Below are 17509 nucleotides of genomic sequence, written 5' to 3'. Positions count from 1 at the left end.
GTGCGAAGGGGCATGCCCTCGCGGGCATGTGCGAAGGGCAGGTAACGTCAGGGCTCGCGGCAGACGCCGAGGTGGGCCCAATCGGGCGGCGGGTCGTCGGCGAACAGCGGCACACACACGTCGCCGACGAGGGGGCAGGAGGGAGCGTCGAGGTCGCAGTAGGCCAGGCAGCAGCGCTCCGACTGATCGGGGTCGCACTCGCCGCCGAACACGGCCTCCTCGCAGGACAGGCCGGCGGCGCACTCGAAGGTGTCGTCGCAGGCCTCGAAGAGGTTGGCCAGGCCGTCGCTGGGCATGGGGAAGCAGACGAAGTTGTCGGGGTCGCTGAAGTTGAGCCGGCAGAGATGTCCGTCGGGACAGGTATTCTCCAGGGGGTCGCACGTCGGCTGGCAGGGGATCAGGACGCCCTGGTTGCCGATGACGCACGCGCTGCCGGCGGGGCACTCGGGGGCCTCCGGGCCGCCCTGGCACAACGGGATGCACGCGGGCTCCTGCGTGTCAGGATCGGTGCCGAGGCAGATCGACTGCTCGTCGCACGTGTCGATCAGCCGGGTCGAATTTTGCTCGATGGTGCAGAGCTCGCCGGCTTGGGCCGGGTCGGGGGCCAGCGGTACGCAGGCGGTGGTGTGCCACACGTCGCCGCCGTCGTTGCTGGCGGGGACGCACTTCTGGCCTTCGGGACAGTTCTGCGACCAGGGGTCGCAGGAGCTGCAGCGTGCTTGCTGTCCTCCGAAGCCGGCGACGCAGCCGCCGCCGTCGGGCGGCGTGATGAAGGTGCCGCCCTCGCTGCTGGCGGACGAGGTGCCCGGGTCCGGATCGACGGTGGTGGTGGTCGGGGACGCGGTGGTGGTGGTCGCCGTCGACGACGTCGTGGAGGGACCGCTGGTGGTCGAGGTCGTGCTGCCGCTGCTGTCCTGGGTGCTGCCGGTGCTGTCGGTGGTCATCGGCACCTGCGGGCCGCAGGCGACGACGAGGAGCGCGAGGGCGAGGCGCAGCGAGAGCGGGTGGCGGTGCGGTGTCACGGCTCGAGCGTACCCGGAGCTTCGAATTAACGGGTTAGAATTTATAGATTTTTGCGAAATATTCGCTTGTCAGCGACTTCGACGGACGGGAGAACGGCAAATAAACGGTGATCCTGTGGAGAGCGATGGCGCGCCGCCGACGAGGCGAGTCGCCGGGCGAGCGTGGTTATGTCTTGAGGGACATGTCCCCGGGGACATGCCGTCAGCGGACGATCCATCTGTCGCCGTCAGGGTCGTGGGCGACGATCGTGCCGTCGTCGAGCTCGACGCCGGCCGGGTCGCCGGGGTGCAGGGTGAGCTCGGCGAAGGCGGTGTACGAGCCGACGCCCTGCGCGCCGGTGGGGGCGCGCTGCTGCAGCTTCGGCCGGCCGGCGACCGGGAAGGTGCCGCGGCTCTGCCACAGGCCGCCGACGAGCGCCTGGACTTGCAAGGTGCCGGGGGCGACGTCGCTGAGGTCCCACAGGGTGGTGGGCGGGAGGTACTCGACGAGGTAGACGACCTCGCCGGGGCGCAACTGGTCGCTCCAGCCCCATACGTAGGTCTGCTGGCTGCCGGTGAGGCCCTGGCCGGTGCGCTCGTCGACGACCTGCATGCCCCACTTGCCGGACGCTTTTTGGTTCTTGGCGAAGCAGCCGTACCAGGCGTCGGCCTTGGCGTCGGTCCAGGTGGGCGGCTGATAGAGGGCGAACTGCTCGTCGAGGCAGAGGTCGACGGGGGCGTCCATGGCGAAGTAGTTGACGAGCAGGACCTCCTTGCCGTCCATGACCGTGCGGCTGTCGCCGAAGCGGTGGATGCAGCCGTCGACCGCGTCGGCGAGGCGGGCGACGTCGGCCATCGGGTCGTCGGCGTAGACGGGGTCGTAGGTCTTGAAGATGGTCGAGGAGAACGAGAAGTAGGTCGACCACGCGAGCTTGCGCGTGGCCGGCTGGCCGGGGCTCGACTCGAGCACCGCGAGGAAGCGGCTGACGTTGCACAGGTCGTCGCCGAAACTGCCGACGGGGGCGCCGCCGACGACGACGAGCCGCTGCTGGCCGTCGCCGCCGACGACGGCGCTGTGGGTGCCGTAGTTGCGCCCGGAGTGGAACCACTTCGGGCTCTGCGGCTCGCTGGCGGCGGCGACGTCGTACTCGAGGTCGCCCACGAGCGCGAGCGTGGCGGCGGAGACGGTGTGCTGGCGGCGGTGGTAGATGAGGTTGATGTCCTCCCAGCCGTCACCGTCGAGGTCCTGCAAGGTGCCGCCGACCTCGCGGAACTCGCCGGGCGCGAGCAGGGTCGAGATGGCCGAAAAGCCAGGTCCGCAGCCTTCCCCCGGAGGGAGGTCGGGCCGGTAGACGCACAGCCGACCCCAGTTGCCCTGCGGGTTGTCGCCGTCGCCGTACGAGGGGGCGAGGAAGGGGTGGCGCAGTCCCTGCGGATCGCGGAGGTCGTCGGTCCAGGCGTTGTCCTGGACGGCAGGGGCGTCGGTGCGGGCGCTGACGGTCGCGGTGGGGAGGGTGATTACGGCCAACGAGGGCGGGCCCTGGACGCCGTCGAAGCGACAGTGACGCGCGGCGATTTCGCTGAGGCCGTCGCCGTCGTGATCGCCGATCAAGGTGATCCGCGGGGCGCCGAACAGGTTGCCGTCGCACTGGTCCGGGAGAGGGCTGAGGCTGACCTCGAGGACAGGGACGAGGTCGCTGTCGACGCGCAGACAGGTGAGGTCGGCGGATCGCGCGCATGGCCCGAGGGACAGGTCGGTGTCGGGCTGGCCGTCGTCGTCGAGGTCGTACTGGCGCAGCGAGTCGGGCGGCTCGCCGGTGGTGGGCTCGTCGGTGGTGGAGGTGCTCGAGCCGGTGGTGGTCGGATCGCCGGTGGTGTCGAAGGTGGTGGAGAAGGTCGTCGAGAAGGTGGTGCTGGTGCTGGTGCTGGTACTCGTGCTCGTGCTCGTGTCGAAGCTGGTGCCGATATCGAGGGTGGCGGTGTCGGGGAAGCCGTCGGCGCAGGCGAGGACGAGGGCGAAGGGGACCGCGAAGGCGAGGCGCACGGAGGGAAAATAGCGTGATCGGCCGGCGTGCCGACGGGCTGGAGCGCGCGGACGCAGGTGCGCACGCGTGCGCGCGGCGGTCGAGGGGCGATGCCCGAGGCTAGCGAGGCCCGGCGCTCGTCGACGCGCAGGAACGGAGCGGGGCGGGCGGTCAGAGATCGGCGGCCGTGGGGGCGCCGCAGGCGAGCCACTCGCCGAGGCGGGCCCGCTCGTCGGCGGGGGGCGGGCCGACCGGGGGCATGCTGGCGTTCTGATCGGCGGCGCGGGCCCAGATCCGTTCGGCCTGGGCGCGAACTTTGACAAGGCTCTCGAAGTCGACGCCGAGCGGGGCGCCCGCGCGCTCGCCGTCCTTCAGGGCGACGTGGTGGCAGCCGGTGCAGTGGGTGAGCATGAACGGGGCGCCGAAGTTCTCGGCGGTGAGGATGCTGTCCTCGGGGCAGGGGCGCTCGTCGAGGCTCGGATAGTCGGCGCCGGTGGTGTCGCCGGTGGTGCTGCTGCCGTCGCCGGTGCTGGTTTCGCCGGTGGCGTCAGCGGTGGTGCTGTCCGATGGGACAGGGTCTTCGGTACATGACGTGAGGGACATGCAGGCGAGCAGCGCGAGGGCCCGCGGGTCAGGCCGAGATGGCATGCAGGGGCTCTCCGGTGGGGATGTGCGCGGACGGGTCGACGCCGACGAGTTCGAGGAGGCCGGCGGCGAGGTCGGCGTAGGCGATCGGGCGACCCTTGGGGTCGATGGCGCCGGTGGTGAAGTCGATCGGGGCGGCGTCGAGGGCGTCGGTGGTGGCACCGACGACCTTGCCGCCGGCCACGCCCGCGCCGAGCACGAGGGTGCTGGTGATCGGCCAGTGGTCCTTGCCCTGGGCGGCGTTGAGCCGCGGGGTGCGGCCCATCTCGGAGGCGACGACGACGGCGGTGTCGTCGAGCAGGCCGGCGGCGGCGAGCGATTGCATGAGGCCGGCGAGGCTCTTGAACAGCGCCTCGTGCTTGGGGCCCTGGGCGTCGTTGCCGGTGTGCGTGTCCCAGTCGCCGCTCTCGATCTGGACCGAGTGGCACAGGCCGCGGCGCAGGGCCTCGACGGCGAGCTTGACCTGGGTGTCGAAGGTGCGGGTCAGCTCGAGCTCGCCGACCTCGCCGAGGTCGCGCAGGAGGTCGCCGCGCGGGAGAGCGTCGAGGAAGTCCTGCACGCGCTTGCTGCCCTTGGCGGCCGCGAGCTCGCGCTCGGCCCGCAGCTCGACGTGGGCGCGGATCAGGGCCTCCTCGCCGTCGCTGGGGACGAGCGGGAGCAGCGGGGCGCCCAGCGCCGGAAAAGTAAGCTGCGGGTCGAGGAGGGTGACGATCTGGTTGACCGAACCTGTCCTCGCGGACAGGGCCCCGTAGGGGCCGCTGTAGGCGGTGCGGCCGAGGATCAGGTAAGGGGCCGGGAGGTCGGGGGCGTGAGTGGCGGCGGCGATGGCGGCGACGTCGGGGGCGGTGTCGTCGAGGACGCCGGTGAGGATCCGGTGCATGCAGTCGGGGTGGGCGACGCTGGCGACCGAGACGCCGCGGACGACCGCGCAGCGGTCGCCCCAGGCGTCGAAGAAGGCGCCGACGGCCGGCCGCGCGGGGTCGGTGAGGACGTCGAGGCCGTGGAACTCCTTCACCGCGCCGGCAGGGCTGTCGACGCCGCCGAGGCCCGGCTTGGGGTCGATCGCGTAGGTGGTGTCCCAGCCGCCCTGGACGAGCACGAGGACCAACCGCCGAGCGGGGCCGGGCTCGGCGGCGGCCAGGCGGCGGCCGCCCGCGAGCGCGCCGGCGGCCGCGACGGCGTAGAAGCCGCGCTTGAGCCAGGTCCTGCGGGACATGTCGCTCGTGACATGTCCCATGAGGCATGAATGTTCGGACATGGCGATCATGACATGTTCCTCAGTAGAAGGCGATGCGGACGTCCTGCAGCAGGGCGGTGAGGGTGATCTTCCACGCCCGCTGGGCGTCGCCGGGGGCGAGGGCGAGGGCGGCCTTGAACAGCTCGAGCGTCTCGGACACCTCGGAGGCGTCGTCGGCGAGGTCGCGGCCGAAGAAGCGGCGGTGGAGCAGGGCGATCTGCGGGCGCAGCTTGGCCTGGCCGGTGTCGACGGCGGACACGAGGGTGAAGAGGCGGCGCGCGGCCTTGTCGGCGACGGCGAAGTCGTCCTCGACGATGTCGTTCGCGGCCTGGCGCGCGAGGGCCCGCAGGACCAGGCTGGTGGTGGCGCTGTAGGTGTAGGAGGCGGTGTTGACGAAGATGGCGTCGAGGCCGCCGGCGAGGACGTGGTAGCCGATCAGGCTGTCGTCCAGGAGGTCGATGACGCCGGCGCCGAAGGCGGTGAGGTCGGTGCGCCAGCGGAAGCCGGTGAGGTCCTCGACGAGCCGCGCGAGCTGGAAGGGACGGGCCCGCTTGCGCCCGAGCTCGCCGTCCGCGCGGGCGAATTCGTCGGCGAGCACGAGCGCCTTGATCATGGCCTTGTAGTCGTCGCTGTCCTGAAGGACAGCTTGTAACCAACCGGCGCGGTCGAGCGGGACGGCGGCGAGGTGGGTCTGATGGAAGTAGGCGTAGGCGCGCCGGGCGGCGCACAGGCTGAAGCGCGGGTCGGCGCGCAGGAGGGCGCCGAGGTCGGCGAGCGAGCCGCCGATGCTGCCGAAGTAGTGCGGATCGCGGCGCGGGACGCCGAGGATGGTGGTGAAGAAGCCCTCGGCGTAGTGGTCCTGCGGGTATGAGGCGAGCAGCGGGACGAACTGCGGCTTGTAGCCCCAGAAGAAGGAGGCGAGCGGGTCGAGGGTCTGATGACAGGCGGCGCAGGTGGCGTTCGCCTGCACTGCGTCGGCGACGGCCTCGGGATCGGCGAGGTTGACGCTGGGGTCGATCTCGAGGTCGCGGTCATTGAAGTCGACGCACAAAAAGGCGCGCGCGACGGCGTTGGCGCGCCCGCGGTTGGCGTTGGTGCGGGTCGAGCCGTGGCGCTGGAACAGCCACGAGTCGGCGAGCACCCCGGCGTTGCGCAGGTCGCTGGGCGGATCCTGGACCTGCCATTCGTCGCCGGCCGGATCGAAGGGGAGGCCCCAGGCGGCCGCGGAAGCGGCGCTGACGAGGGTGTAGTCGGCGGTGACGATGTCGCCGTAGGGGCGGTCGCCGGCGACGACGTGCTCGATGAGCCGCAGCGGGGCCTCCATGATCGCGCGGTTGGCCGCGAAGAGGTCCATGCCGGCGAGGCCGTCCTTGGCGAGGAAGCCGGCCGGTGGGGCGCCGAAGTCGGCGAGCACGAGCAAGGCGTCGTTGTGGAGGTCGCGCACGGTGGCGCCGAAGTCGGGCGAGTCGAGGTAGGCGTCGACGAGCTTCGACATGGCCTTCGGGTCAGCCTCGACGGCGGCGAAGTCCGCGTCGCTCGGTCGCACGCCGCGGAGGGCCATGGAGATCCGCAGCAACCGATCGCGCGGCTCGAGCAGGAGGGGCTCGTCGTCGCCAGGGTCGCCGGTGGTGCCGGCGGTGGGTTCGTCGTCCGTGGTGGCGGCAGTGGTCGAGGTCGCGGGGCCGCCGTCGCTGTCGCTGCCCGCGGGCAGGGTGCCGTCGCCGCAGGCGGCGAGTAAAAAAAGGAGGGGGAGCGCGAGTGCCCGGGTCACGAAGATCCTCCGCTGCTGGCGATTCAAGCGCCATTCCAGGCCGAACGCGAGGGTCGGCGCTTGCACACCGGTCCAGGGCGGAGTGTGGCGAACTGCGACGTGGCGTTGTGCGACAGCGCGAGGAACGAAGCGCGCTCACTCGCCGTCGAGCAGGCCGCGGAGGTCGGGATCGTCGCGGGCGACGGGGCGGATCAGCTGGTCGAGGCGCTCGCGCTTCCACCAGTCCGGGTCGCCGAGCGGGGCGAACCAGTAGCGGTAGACGTCGACGCGGACGAAGGTGGGCGCGCCGCCCGGGAACTGCGGGGGATCGGCGAACAGGCTCAGGACGGTCGGCTCGCCGGCGAGCAGGCGGTCGAGCAGGCTGAAGAGCCATGTCTCTCGGGCCAGGGTGCCGTGGCCGGCGACGTCGAGCGCGGCGAACCACATGAGCCAGTCGAGGCGGCGATGATAAGGGGAGATCCAGCACGGCCGGCGATCGACGGGGCCGGGCTTGCACGGCAAATGATAGGGCCGCCAGACGGCCGAATCGTCGGGGACTGCGGCGTCGGTGCCTTCGATCTGCAGCTCGAGTCGGACTGTGCTGATGCTGCCGAAGGCGCCGTAGGTGTTGACGAGGTGGAGGCGATCGAAGGAGGCGTTCATCTGCTGGCGCCGCCCGGCCAGGTTGGCGACGACGTCGAGGCTGAGCCAGGCGACGACGAGGGCGTAGCTCGCGGCGGCGATGACGGCGGCGCGGGTGGGACGCGTCGTGCCGTCGCCGGCGCGCGCGCGCAGGCGGGCGGGGAGGAGGCGGCGCAGGAAGGCGTCGTCGAGGCAGGCGAGCAGCGGGACGAGGGTGAGCCAGTTGAGGAAGGAGAGGTTGCCGCTGACGATGAGAGTGAACTGAAAGGCGATCATGCCGAGCGCGGCGATGAGCCGCAGCCTTCGTGGTCCGAACACGAACCACGGGAGGACGAGCTCGGCGACATGGTTGAAGACGACGCCGGCGCGCAGCACCGCCGGCGGCAAGTGATGAAAATAGAAGCTGACGGGGTTGGGGAGCGGCTGGGTCTCGAAGTGGCTCTCGAGACAGGTGAGCTCGGTCCAGCACGGGTCGCCGCGCAGCTTGATGAGGCCCGCGCCGAGCATGATACGGAAGGCGAGCCAGCGCAGCAGGACGACGGCGACGTAGGGGGGCGGGCGATCGCCGGCGAGCGGCCGCAGGCGCGCGAGCGGGCCGAGGAAGGCGCACAGGAGGGCCGTCTCGAGCAGCTGGATCTCCCAGCCGAACGCGTACCAGCGGCCGCCGACGTGGACGATCGAGAGGTAGAGGACCCACAGGACGACGAGGAGAAACGCGTTCTCGCAGCCGAGCAGGAGGGCGATCGAGAGGACGAGGCCGATGAGGCTGACGGTCCCCAGGACCGCGTCGGAGGCGCTCCACCAAAAGAGGGTCGGCCGGGCCCAGAAGTCGTCGACCGGCCCCATCGGCGTGATGCCGTGGGCGCCGACGAGAGGGACGAGCTGGGTGACCGCGCTGGCGAACGCGGCGACGAACACGAGGCCGAGGACGCGGAGGACGACGAAGCGGGTGAGGACGTAGTTGCCCGCGGGCCGCTCGCCGACGAAGATGCGATGGAGCCGCGACACGACGCGCTGGCCGGGTGTCTGCAGCTCGCGCGGGTCGGGCTCCATCGCCGCGGAGGGTAGCGCGGGTGGCGGGGACGGGCGCGGACGCGGCGACGCGCGGCCGGAGCGAGACATGCACGCTGCGGCCTCATGCCTGCTCGCTCGCGGCGCGGCGCAGGAGCCGCGGCGTAGCGCAGTTCGCCGTCGATCGAGCGACGGTGACGACATGTCCGAAGGGACATGTCGATGCGCGCGTCCGGGCGGTTCCGCGCGTGCAGACCGATGGCCAAGCGCTGGCGCTTCGGCGTAGGCTGCGGGCAAGAGGGGACGTATGAGACTGAAGGACAAAGTCGCGGTCATCACGGGCGGGAACAGCGGGATCGGTCTGGCGATCGCCAAGGCGTTCGTCCGCGAGGGGGCGAAGGTGGCGATCGCGGGGCGTAGCGCGTCGTCGCTGCACGCGGCGCAGCAGGAGCTCGGCGCGGACGCTCTGACGGTCGAGGCCGACGTCACCCGCGTCGCCGACATCGAGCGGCTGTACGCCGCGGTGAAGGAGAAGTTCGGTCGTGTCGACGTCGTGGTCGCCAACGCCGGCCGCAGCGTGATGGGCCCGGTCGACGTGGTCGACGAGGCGTCGCTCGACATGCTGCTCGACACCAACATCAAGGGCGTGTTCTTCACGGTGCAGAAGGCGCTGCCGCTGATGCCGGCCGGCAGCTCGGTGGTTTTGATCGCGTCGGGGCTGCATCAGAAGGCGACGCCGTTCATGTCGGTGTACGGGGCGACCAAGGCGGCGGTGCGGCAGTTCGCCCGCACCTTCGCGGTCGAGCTGGCGCCGCGGAAGATCCGCGTCAACTCGCTCAGCCCGGGCCTCACCGAGACGCCGATCCTGGTCAACATGGGCCTCGACGAGGCGACCATCGCCCACGTCAAGTCGTCGACCCACGGCGCCTCGCCGCTCGGCCGCAGCGGCACGCCCGACGAGATCGCCAACGCGGCGGTGTTCCTCGCCTCCGACGAGTCGTCGTTCATGACCGCGGCCGACGTCGTGGCCGACGGCGGTTACTCGCTGGTCTGATCGGCAGTCCTCCGGGACAGGTGCGAGGCGGACGGCCGACTGCGGGGCGTCGCCTCGCCCCAATTGAATAGACTGTCCTCGGGGACAGGTGCGGGGGCGGGCGGTCGACTGCGGGGCCGTCGCCTCGTATCAACCGTCCGAAGGTTCGCGCGGCGCGAGCACCTGGGCCTCGAGCGCGCGGCCGATCGGGCCGCGGTGGTCGCCCAGCTCGGCGTCGACCAGGCCGCGGCCGTCGGGTTGCGAGACGTGATGGGTCCGCAGGCGCACGAACTCGCCCTCGAGCGCGCGGTGGAGGTAGATGGTGAGATCGGCGTTGATGAAGGTCCAGCGGGCGAACTCGAGGGCGAAGCCGACGCCGTTGATCGCGTCGGCGGCGACGGCGACCCGCTGGGCCGGGCTCGGCGCCTCGCCGGCGACCAGTCGACCGCGGAGGCGCAGCCACCCGTCCCCGAAGCCAGGTTCCAGAGGACATGTCCCGAGGCGCAGCTCCATCGCGGTGTGGTAGCCGACGGGGTCGGGGAAGAAGTCGAAGGTCCCCTCGGGCAGGCCGCGCGGGTCGAGCGGGTCGTCCGCGGGCGCGAGCGCGGGCGGGACGGGGACGGCGGCGCGGCGGATGAACAAGGCGCTCGCGCGGGCGCACGCGCGGCCGTCGACCGCGAGGGTGCACTGCAGGCCGAGCGCCTGCCGACCGGCGCGCAGCGGCTCGACGACGAGGTCGCAGGCGGCGATCGGGACCGGGCGCAGGAAGTCGGTCGTGACGCGGGCGAGCTCGAAGTCACCGAGCTCGCCCGCGCGGCGCTCCATGGCGCGCAGCATGAGAGCAGTCGGCGGGCCACCGTGCTGCAGCCGCAGGTCCCAGGGGCCGCGGGTCCAGGGGGTGGCGATGAAGCGGGCGGCGCGGTCTGAGTCGCCGTCCGGGAGGTAGAACGCCTCGTCGGGCCGCATGCGCGGCGAACGTTACTTCAAGCGAGGCCGAGGGTCCGCGTGAGGTGGCCGATGAACTGCTCCTCGGTCGCGGTGATCTTGCCGTCGGCGCGGGCGAGCTCGATGAGGTTGACCAGCACCGCGCTGCGCTGCTTCTCGCTCATCTGCTCCTTCATGAGGTGGGCGTAGGTCTCGGCCTGTGCCAGCCGCTCCTCGTCGCTGGCGATGCCGTTGACCCACGCGGCGGTGTCGACGATGACGCGGGAGATCTGGTCGCTGGTGGCGTCCGGCAGCCAGCCGTGCAGCACCCGCGCGATCGTGTCGATCTCCTCATGGCTCAGCTCGCCGTCGGTGACGTGGCTGAAGGTGAGGTACACGAAGGCCAGGATGTGCAGGGCGGACGGGTTCTGCGGCTTCATCGTCGGCGAGAATACCGCAAGCGAGTTCCGGGGACCGGCGGCCGTCCGACCCGCGCGGCGCGAAGATGCGCGGCTCAGTGGTGGTGGTGACCGAACGCGTCGCCGCCCTCGTGAGCGCCCGGCGCGAGCTCCATCGGCCGGTTGTTGCTGCGCGCGAACTGCACCGCCTCGCGCAGGCGCTCGAACAGCTGGCGGTGGTTGGGCAGGCCGTACAGGAGCAGGTTCGGATGGGTCTGGTCGGTGCCGATCAGGGTGATCTTGGCGTTGTCGAAGATCCGGTCGAGGACGCTCTGCTCGTAGCGCACGTCGAGCACGCGCCACAGCTCGAGCGAGTCGAGCCGCCGGGTGATGACGCCCTTCTGGAACTCGACCCGCCGGCGCGAGATCTTGTAGCGCGTGCTGATGTGCTGCAGGTACGACCACAGCAGCATCGGCGTGCCGATCAGCGCCAGCAGCCACATCGGCTTGCCCTGGAGCGCCTCGATCTGCAAGAGGCCGTAGGCGATGCCGCCGCCGAGGATGCACACGCCCACCCACCACAGGTAGGTGCCGATGTTGGCGCTGTGCTTGGCGATGCCCTCGAAGAAGAGCTCTTCGGTGGCCTGCGTCGGCGAGGAGCCGAGCGGCGGCTGCGCTTGCGGAGGCACTCCCGGGGGCGAAAGGTTGGCCTGCGGCTCTTGCATGCGCCAAGGTTGGCACGACGTCCGGGGCCGGCGCAATCGCCCGCCGTCCGCCCGCTCAGCTGGTCTTCGGGGCAGGTTCGAGGTCGAGCGTCGGGTCGAACCGGCGCCCGTCGGCCAGCGTGACGGGCGTGGCCGTGTGGGCCACGCCGTGCTCGCGCAGGGTGTCGTCGACGAGCTGCGCGACCTGGCCGACCAGGGCGGTGCAAAAGGCGTGGCGAGCCGGACCGAGGAACTCGCCGTGCGGGCCGGTGAGGTTGTTGCAGACGAGGTCGGGGCTGGTGCCGCGATCGAGCTCTGCCTCGACCCGCGCGAGATAACGGGTCATGGCGGCGCGCAAGGCCGGGGTGACCTTGCCGGTCGGGTCGGGGTCGCCGAGGAATTCACCGAGCAACAGCTGACCGGCCACGACGGCGCCGCAAGTGCCCTGGCCGGTGATCCCGCCGCGCCGCAGCGATTGATAAGCGGCCGGCGGGCGATCGAAGGCCTCGGCGAGGGCGATCCCGCAGGAGCGGTGGGCGGTGAGCACGCCCTCGTAAAGGACAAGGGCTTTGCTGCGAATCGGGCCGCGAGGCGTGCTGCCGCTCATGGACCCCAGGATGCGCGCGAGCCCGGAGACGGGCAAGCGGTCGCGTCGGCGCGGAGGATGGTCTAGCTTGCCGTCATGTCCTGGACCGACCCGCGCGCCGAGATCGAGGCGCTCACCGAGCGCTTGCGAGAGATCCGCCACGACCTCCATCGCCACCCGGAGCTGGGCTTCGAAGAGGTGCGCACGCAGGCGCTGGTCCGCGCGTGGCTCGAGGAGCGCGGATACCAGCCGCGCGATTGCGCGGAGACGGGGCTGGTGGCCGACCTGCACCCGCACTCGAGCGGGCCGACGATCGCGCTGCGCGCCGACCTCGACTGCCTGCCGATGCACGAGAACACCGACCTGCCGTATCGCTCGATCCACGCCGGGCGCGCGCACAAGTGCGGCCACGACGGCCACACCGCGATCCTGCTCGGGGTCGCCGACATCCTCGCGCGCCACCGCGAGTCAGTGCGCGGGGGCAACATCCGCCTGGTCTTTCAGCCAGCCGAGGAGGGGGTCCGCGGCGGCGGCGCGAAGGTGATGGTGGACGCGGGTGCGCTGGCTGGCGTGCGCGAGATCTACGGGCTGCACAACTGGCCGGCGTACCCGAAAGGCGAGCTGCGCGTGCAGGCCGGGCCGATGCTGGCGCAGGTCCACATGCTTGCGATCACGATCCGCGGCAAGGGCGGGCACGGCAGCCAGCCGCAATTGTGCCGCGACACGATCGTCGCCGGGGCCCACCTCGTGACTGCGCTGCAGACCGTGGTGTCGCGCGGGCTCGGCTACGCCGGCGGCGCGGTGGTGTCCATCACGCAATTCACGGCGGGCACGACGCACAACGTGATCCCCGACGTCGCGCACATGAAGGGCACGATCCGCACGTTCGATCCGAGCACCACCGAGCGGGTGCTGGAGCGCCTGCGCGAGGTGGTGAGCGGCACTGCGGCGACGTTCGCGGTCGACATCGACCTGCAGGTCGAGGTCGGCTACCCGGTGACGATGAACGACGCGACCTGCGTGGACGCGGTGGTCCGCGTCGGCGCCGCCGTGCTCGGCCGCGAACGGGTGTCGAACGCGGGCCTGCCGCTCGCGGGCGGCGAAGACTTCGCTTACTTCGCGCAAGCGGTGCCGGCGGCGTACTTCTTCCTCGGGGCCCGCCGCGGCGACGAGGACACGCCGGTCTGCCACCACCCCGACTTCGACTTCGACGACGACCTCATCCCGACCGGCGTGGCGATGTTCCTCGGGATCGTCCGCGACCGCTTCGCCGCGCTGACATGACGGGGCGCCCGATCGCCATCGTGACGGGGGCCTCGGCGGGGCTCGGCGAGACGTTCGCGCGGGCGATCGCGGCGCACCCGGCGTTCGCCGACCTGGCGCAGATCTGGCTCGTGGCACGCCGCGAGCAGCGCCTGCACGCGATCGCGCGCGAGCTGCCGCGCGGGCTCGGGGTGCCGATCACGGCCGATCTGGCGACGCCGGCCGGGACCGAGGCCGTGCTCGCGCGCGTGCGAGACGAACGACCTGCCGTGCGCTTGTTCGTGGCCAGCGCCGGCGTCGGGCACCTCGGGCTATTCGCCGACCAGGACGCCGAATCGCTGGCGCGCATGCTCGACCTGAACATTCGCGCACTTTCCTTGCTGACACACGGGATTTTGCCCTGGATGCCCCGCGGCTCGCAGCTGGTGCTGGTCGCATCTGCGGCGGGGTATGTGCCTTCGCCCTATTTCGCGGCTTATGCAGCCAGCAAGAGTTTCGTGATCTCTCTGGCGTATGCGCTGCGCGAGGAGCTGCGCCCGCGTGGGATCGATGTGTGCGCAGTGTGTCCAGGGCCGGTGGCGACCGAGTTCTTCGCGCTCGCCGGCGTGCGTGGGCCGATCTCCGAGGCCGCGACGCCGGAGCGGGTGGTGGCCCTAGCGCTGCGCGACGCGCTGGCCGGACGGGCCGTATCGCACGACGGCGTGGCCTCGGCTCTGGTGGCGCTGCTCGCCCGCGTGTTGCCGCGGCGGACGCTCGCCTGGCTCGCCGGTCGTCGCAATGTGCGACGTTCTCCCGCCACTGGTGCCACTCGCGGCGGACGCGAAGGCGCGTAAAATCCGGGGGTCGGGCGAGAAAGCGAGCGGGCGAAATCCCCAGGATTGCCAAGCGCGAGGGCCCGTGCAAAAACCATATCCCCACGGCCCTTCAGGCTGGCAAATCCCTGGCTTTCCCATGTCTTCTCTTCCCCAACTCGACGCGATCGCGACCCTGCTGAACCAGGGCGCCGCGGATTCCGCGGTCCGCTTGTTGCGAAGCTGTTGGGAGCCCGATCTCCCGCCCGACGACCTCGTGCGGATGTACTGCATGTGGGTCCGCGGGCTGTGCGAGACCGGTGAACTCGACCACGCGCTGACGCTGGCCCGCAGGGCCGCGAACGAGTTCCCGCGCGAGCCCGACGTCCTGATCGCGCTGGGCAACGTGCAGGATCTGGTCGGCGATCTCGAGAAGGCCCGCGAGGCGTTCGAATCGGCGATCGATCACGATCCGGGCGGCGGCCTGCAGCACTACAACCTCGGCGCGGTGCTCGAGCGACTCGGGCGCGAGATGGACGCGGAGGTCTGTTATCGCCGGGCCAACGAGTGCGACCCGCACGGCGGGATGTACGAGGCGATCGCGGCGCTCGGGGCGCTGTTGCGGCGCCAGGGTCGGCTCGAAGAGGCCGAACAGATCTACGACCTCTACCTCAGCGACGACTCGATCAACGTCGAGATCCTGGTCGAGCACGGCATCTGTCTGTCCGACCTCGACCGCCTCGACGAGGCGATCGATCGCTTCGACTTCGCGCTGAGCCTCGACCCCGAGAACGCGGGGGCGCAGTACAACAAGGCGATCACGCTCTATCGCCTCGGTCGCTACGAGCAGGCCCTGAACGCGCTCGAGCGGGCGCGCCAGCTCGACAAGGGCAACGCGCTCACGCTGGCGGTGCTCGGCGGTTGGCGGCTGTCGGCCGCCGATTGCGACCTCGACGAGGCGCTCGGCCTGCTCTACGGCGCGCTCGACCTGCTCGAGCGGCGCTACGCCCAGGATCCCGGGCAGCTCGGTTATTGCAGCCTGGTCGCGGAGGAGATCTTCGAAGCGCTGTGGCAGAACGGCCGCCAGGGCGAGGCCCGCGAGGTCGCGCGGCTGGCCGGCCAGCGCGAGTGGATCACGCCGCACATCCTCGACTGTCTCAACGAGGCCGACCACGGGCGCTCGCCGCAGGTCAGCATGTACACGGTGGTCGCCCGCGCGGAGGCCGGTGAGCGGCCCGAGCACTGGCCCGAGAACACCGACGGCTACACCACCGGGCTGACCGTGCTGGCCACCGACGAGAACGAGGCGCGCGAGTTCTGCCTGCAGTACCTGCGTTCGATCGAGCCGTCGCCCGACATCCGCTTCACCCTCGACGTGGTGCCGCCGCAGTCGCCGAGCGACCCGAGCCCGTCGCTCGAGATGATGGCCGAGCTGCGCGGCGCGATGCAGCCGCGGCCGCGCGGCGTCGCGCGAGTCCACGGCCAGCGGGCTTACACCTTCCGCACCTGAGCGCCGCCTATCGGCACGCTGCAACGTGTTGCAGCGGCCCAACGTGGCCTCGGGGCCGCAATGGCCAGTCCCTGGCGGCGCGCGCAGGCGTGTGCGACTCTGCCGTGGTCGACTGTTTGACTTGCGGGAGCCAGAGACCGGTGATGCGAACTTCCCTGTTGTTGTGTGCGGCGCTGGGCGCGGCGTGGAGCCTGGCGATGCCGCAGACGGCCGAGGCGTGCGGCGGCGTGTTCTGCGACGGCGGCCTGCCGAACTCGATGCCCGTCAATCAGGACGGCGAGAACGTGCTCTTCGTCCTCAATCAGAACGAGGTCGAGGTCCACATCCAGATCAGCATCGATCCCAACACCAACGCGCAGAAGTTCGCGTGGCTGATCCCGATCGCCCAGATCCCCGAGTTCGAGGTCGGCTCGCAGCCGCTGTTCGACGCGCTGTTGAACTCGTCGGTGCCGACCTACCAGCTGCAGCAGACCTTCGAGGTGTGCGGCGAGGACGGCATCTCCGGCGGGATCACGACCAACGCGACGGGCACCGGCGCCCCCGGTGACTCGGCCGGCGGCAGCACCAGCGGCGCCGAGAGCGACGGCGGCGAGGATCCGGTGGTGTTCAAGACGACCGCGGGCGCGTTCGAGATCGTGGTGCTGCAAGATCAGACGATCGAGCCGATCAAGCAGTGGCTGATCGACAACGACTATCAGTGGATCGACGGCTCGGAGATGGTGCTGCAGCAGTACCTTGACGAGGGCCAGGTGATCGTCGCGCTCAAGCTGGCGGCCGGGTCCGACGGCGGCGACGTGCACCCGATCGTGCTGCGCTACCCGTCGAACGAGAACTGCTTCCCGCTGCGGCTGACGCGGTTCGCGTCGATCGAGAACATGGACATCCGCGTGTTCGTGCTCGGTGACAACCGCGCGGCGCCGACCAACTACCGCCACGTCCTCGTCAACCCGCTGAAGATCGACTGGCTGCAGTTCGCGGCCAACTACAAGGACGTCATCACCAAGGCGGTCGACGACCTCGAGGCCGAGGGCCTGGCGTTCGTGACCGAGTACGCCGGGCCGTCGAGCGTGGTCCAGCCGTTCGCGTTCAACTTCTACAGCACGTCGTGGAACGAGTCGGCGTTCGTCGGCCTGGCGCCCGAACAGGTCATCAACACGCTCAACGACCAGGGCCTGGCCAACTGCTTCGGCGCCGACTTCTGCTTCTACAACCACCCGCTGGTCGAGAGCCTCCTCAATGACTTCCTGCCGGTGCCCGACGGCCTCTCGGCGGAGGAGTTCTACGCGAACCTGCCGGCCTACGCCGACCAGATCGACGCGATGGCGTGGGGCGACGGCAGCGCGTTCGCGCAGGGGCTCGACAGCCGGATCATCGCGCCCGGCGAGCACGCGCAGGAGCTGGTCGACAGCTACCCGTACCTGACGCGCATGTACACGGTCATCTCGCCCAACGAGATGATCGCGGACCCGATCTTCCACATCAACCCGGACCTGCAGGACGTGCCGAGCTTCCGCTCGGCCACCGAGTACAACCTGTGCGACGGCAACAGCGTGGTCACGCTGCCCGACGAGCGCGAGATCTTCGTGCCCGACGGCGGGCCGTGGCCGGACTTCATCGGCGAGATGTGGTGGGCCGAGGAGGTCCAGCAGGTCGCGCTCAAGGGCAAGCCGATGCACCTGGTCAACAACACTGCCGCGATCAACAAGAAGATCGAGGAGTGGAACCTGGCCCACGGCTGGCCCCGCTTCCCCGAGGGCGCGCCGACTACCAGCGCGAGCGGCAGCGACACCGACACCGACAGCTCGGGCAGCAGCGGGCCCGACTCTGCCACCGGCGGCGGGCAGAACGACGCCAGCGGCTGCGGTTGCCGCAGCGACGGCGGGCCGGGCGGGGCACTGCTGGCGCTCGCGGGGCTCGGGCTGCTGGCGGGCCGTCGACGCCGGCGCTGAGGTAGGCCCTTCGATGCGCCGAAGGGCATGTCCTCACGGAC

15 protein-coding genes are annotated in these 17509 nt (G+C 70.9%); 5 read left to right on the top strand and 10 right to left on the bottom strand.

The annotated features are described in order from the left end of the window. Nucleotides 1–47: 47 nt before the first annotated feature. The 6 genes from OV090_RS04210 to OV090_RS04185 form a co-directional block, all read right to left on the bottom strand. A complete protein-coding gene (locus OV090_RS04210) occupies nucleotides 48–1022 on the bottom strand; it encodes a hypothetical protein (protein WP_267702168.1) in 975 nt (324 codons plus the stop codon). Between the two features lie 202 nt (nucleotides 1023–1224). Next, nucleotides 1225–3045: a hypothetical protein gene (locus OV090_RS04205; RefSeq protein ID WP_267702167.1), complete on the bottom strand. Its 1821-nt coding sequence runs from the start codon at nucleotides 3043–3045 to the stop codon at nucleotides 1225–1227. A gap of 151 nt (nucleotides 3046–3196) precedes the next feature. After that, nucleotides 3197–3673 carry a hypothetical protein gene (locus tag OV090_RS04200; RefSeq protein ID WP_267702166.1) on the bottom strand — a complete coding sequence of 159 codons (477 nt, stop codon included), beginning with the start codon at nucleotides 3671–3673 and terminating at the stop codon, nucleotides 3197–3199. Beyond that, nucleotides 3657–4928: a DUF1501 domain-containing protein gene (locus OV090_RS04195; RefSeq protein WP_267702165.1), complete on the bottom strand. Its 1272-nt coding sequence runs from the start codon at nucleotides 4926–4928 to the stop codon at nucleotides 3657–3659. Before OV090_RS04195 ends, OV090_RS04200 begins: the two co-directional genes overlap by 17 nt. Before the next feature lie 19 nt (nucleotides 4929–4947). After that, complete coding sequence (locus OV090_RS04190; RefSeq protein WP_267702164.1) at nucleotides 4948–6678, bottom strand: hypothetical protein; 1731 nt, start codon at nucleotides 6676–6678, stop codon at nucleotides 4948–4950. 135 nt (nucleotides 6679–6813) lie between these two features. Further along, complete coding sequence (locus tag OV090_RS04185; protein ID WP_267702163.1) at nucleotides 6814–8352, bottom strand: lipase maturation factor family protein; 1539 nt, start codon at nucleotides 8350–8352, stop codon at nucleotides 6814–6816. Between the two features lie 265 nt (nucleotides 8353–8617). Here OV090_RS04185 and OV090_RS04180 point away from each other — a divergent pair, with 265 nt between their 5' ends. After that, the gene (locus OV090_RS04180) at nucleotides 8618–9364 is read left to right on the top strand and encodes a glucose 1-dehydrogenase (RefSeq protein ID WP_267702162.1); all 747 of its coding nucleotides are present in this window, start codon (nucleotides 8618–8620) and stop codon (nucleotides 9362–9364) included. 129 nt (nucleotides 9365–9493) lie between these two features. Here OV090_RS04180 and OV090_RS04175 read toward each other — a convergent pair whose 3' ends face one another. The 4 genes from OV090_RS04175 to OV090_RS04160 form a co-directional block, all read right to left on the bottom strand. Then, nucleotides 9494–10309, bottom strand: coding sequence for a thioesterase family protein (locus tag OV090_RS04175; protein WP_267702161.1), 816 nt, complete (start codon nucleotides 10307–10309; stop codon nucleotides 9494–9496). A 17-nt stretch (nucleotides 10310–10326) separates the two neighbouring features. Next, a complete protein-coding gene (locus OV090_RS04170) occupies nucleotides 10327–10707 on the bottom strand; it encodes a TerB family tellurite resistance protein (protein WP_267702160.1) in 381 nt (126 codons plus the stop codon). 74 nt (nucleotides 10708–10781) lie between these two features. Next, a complete protein-coding gene (locus tag OV090_RS04165; protein ID WP_267702159.1) occupies nucleotides 10782–11390 on the bottom strand; it encodes a PH domain-containing protein in 609 nt (202 codons plus the stop codon). 55 nt (nucleotides 11391–11445) lie between these two features. Next, a complete protein-coding gene (locus tag OV090_RS04160; RefSeq protein ID WP_267702158.1) occupies nucleotides 11446–11976 on the bottom strand; it encodes a C-GCAxxG-C-C family protein in 531 nt (176 codons plus the stop codon). A 75-nt stretch (nucleotides 11977–12051) separates the two neighbouring features. On the opposite strand from OV090_RS04160, the gene OV090_RS04155 reads away from it, so the two are divergent. The 4 genes from OV090_RS04155 to OV090_RS04140 all read left to right on the top strand — a co-directional run bounded on the left by OV090_RS04155 (nucleotide 12052) and on the right by OV090_RS04140 (nucleotide 17468). Continuing rightward, the gene (locus OV090_RS04155) at nucleotides 12052–13239 is read left to right on the top strand and encodes an amidohydrolase (protein WP_267702157.1); all 1188 of its coding nucleotides are present in this window, start codon (nucleotides 12052–12054) and stop codon (nucleotides 13237–13239) included. Beyond that, a complete protein-coding gene (locus OV090_RS04150) occupies nucleotides 13236–14051 on the top strand; it encodes an SDR family NAD(P)-dependent oxidoreductase (RefSeq protein WP_267702156.1) in 816 nt (271 codons plus the stop codon). The genes OV090_RS04155 and OV090_RS04150 overlap by 4 nt, the downstream gene beginning before the upstream one ends. Before the next feature lie 118 nt (nucleotides 14052–14169). Further along, nucleotides 14170–15519, top strand: coding sequence for a tetratricopeptide repeat protein (locus tag OV090_RS04145; RefSeq protein WP_267702155.1), 1350 nt, complete (start codon nucleotides 14170–14172; stop codon nucleotides 15517–15519). Nucleotides 15520–15662: 143 nt separating this feature from the next. Next, nucleotides 15663–17468 carry a DUF2330 domain-containing protein gene (locus OV090_RS04140; protein ID WP_267702154.1) on the top strand — a complete coding sequence of 602 codons (1806 nt, stop codon included), beginning with the start codon at nucleotides 15663–15665 and terminating at the stop codon, nucleotides 17466–17468. Nucleotides 17469–17509 lie beyond the last annotated feature (41 nt).

The sequence above is a fragment of the Nannocystis sp. RBIL2 genome (assembly GCF_026626745.1).
Classification (GTDB): domain Bacteria; phylum Myxococcota_A; class Polyangia; order Nannocystales; family Nannocystaceae; genus Nannocystis.
The sequence above is the reverse complement of the archived record's forward strand: the minus strand, read 5'-3'. Positions and strand labels throughout refer to the sequence as shown.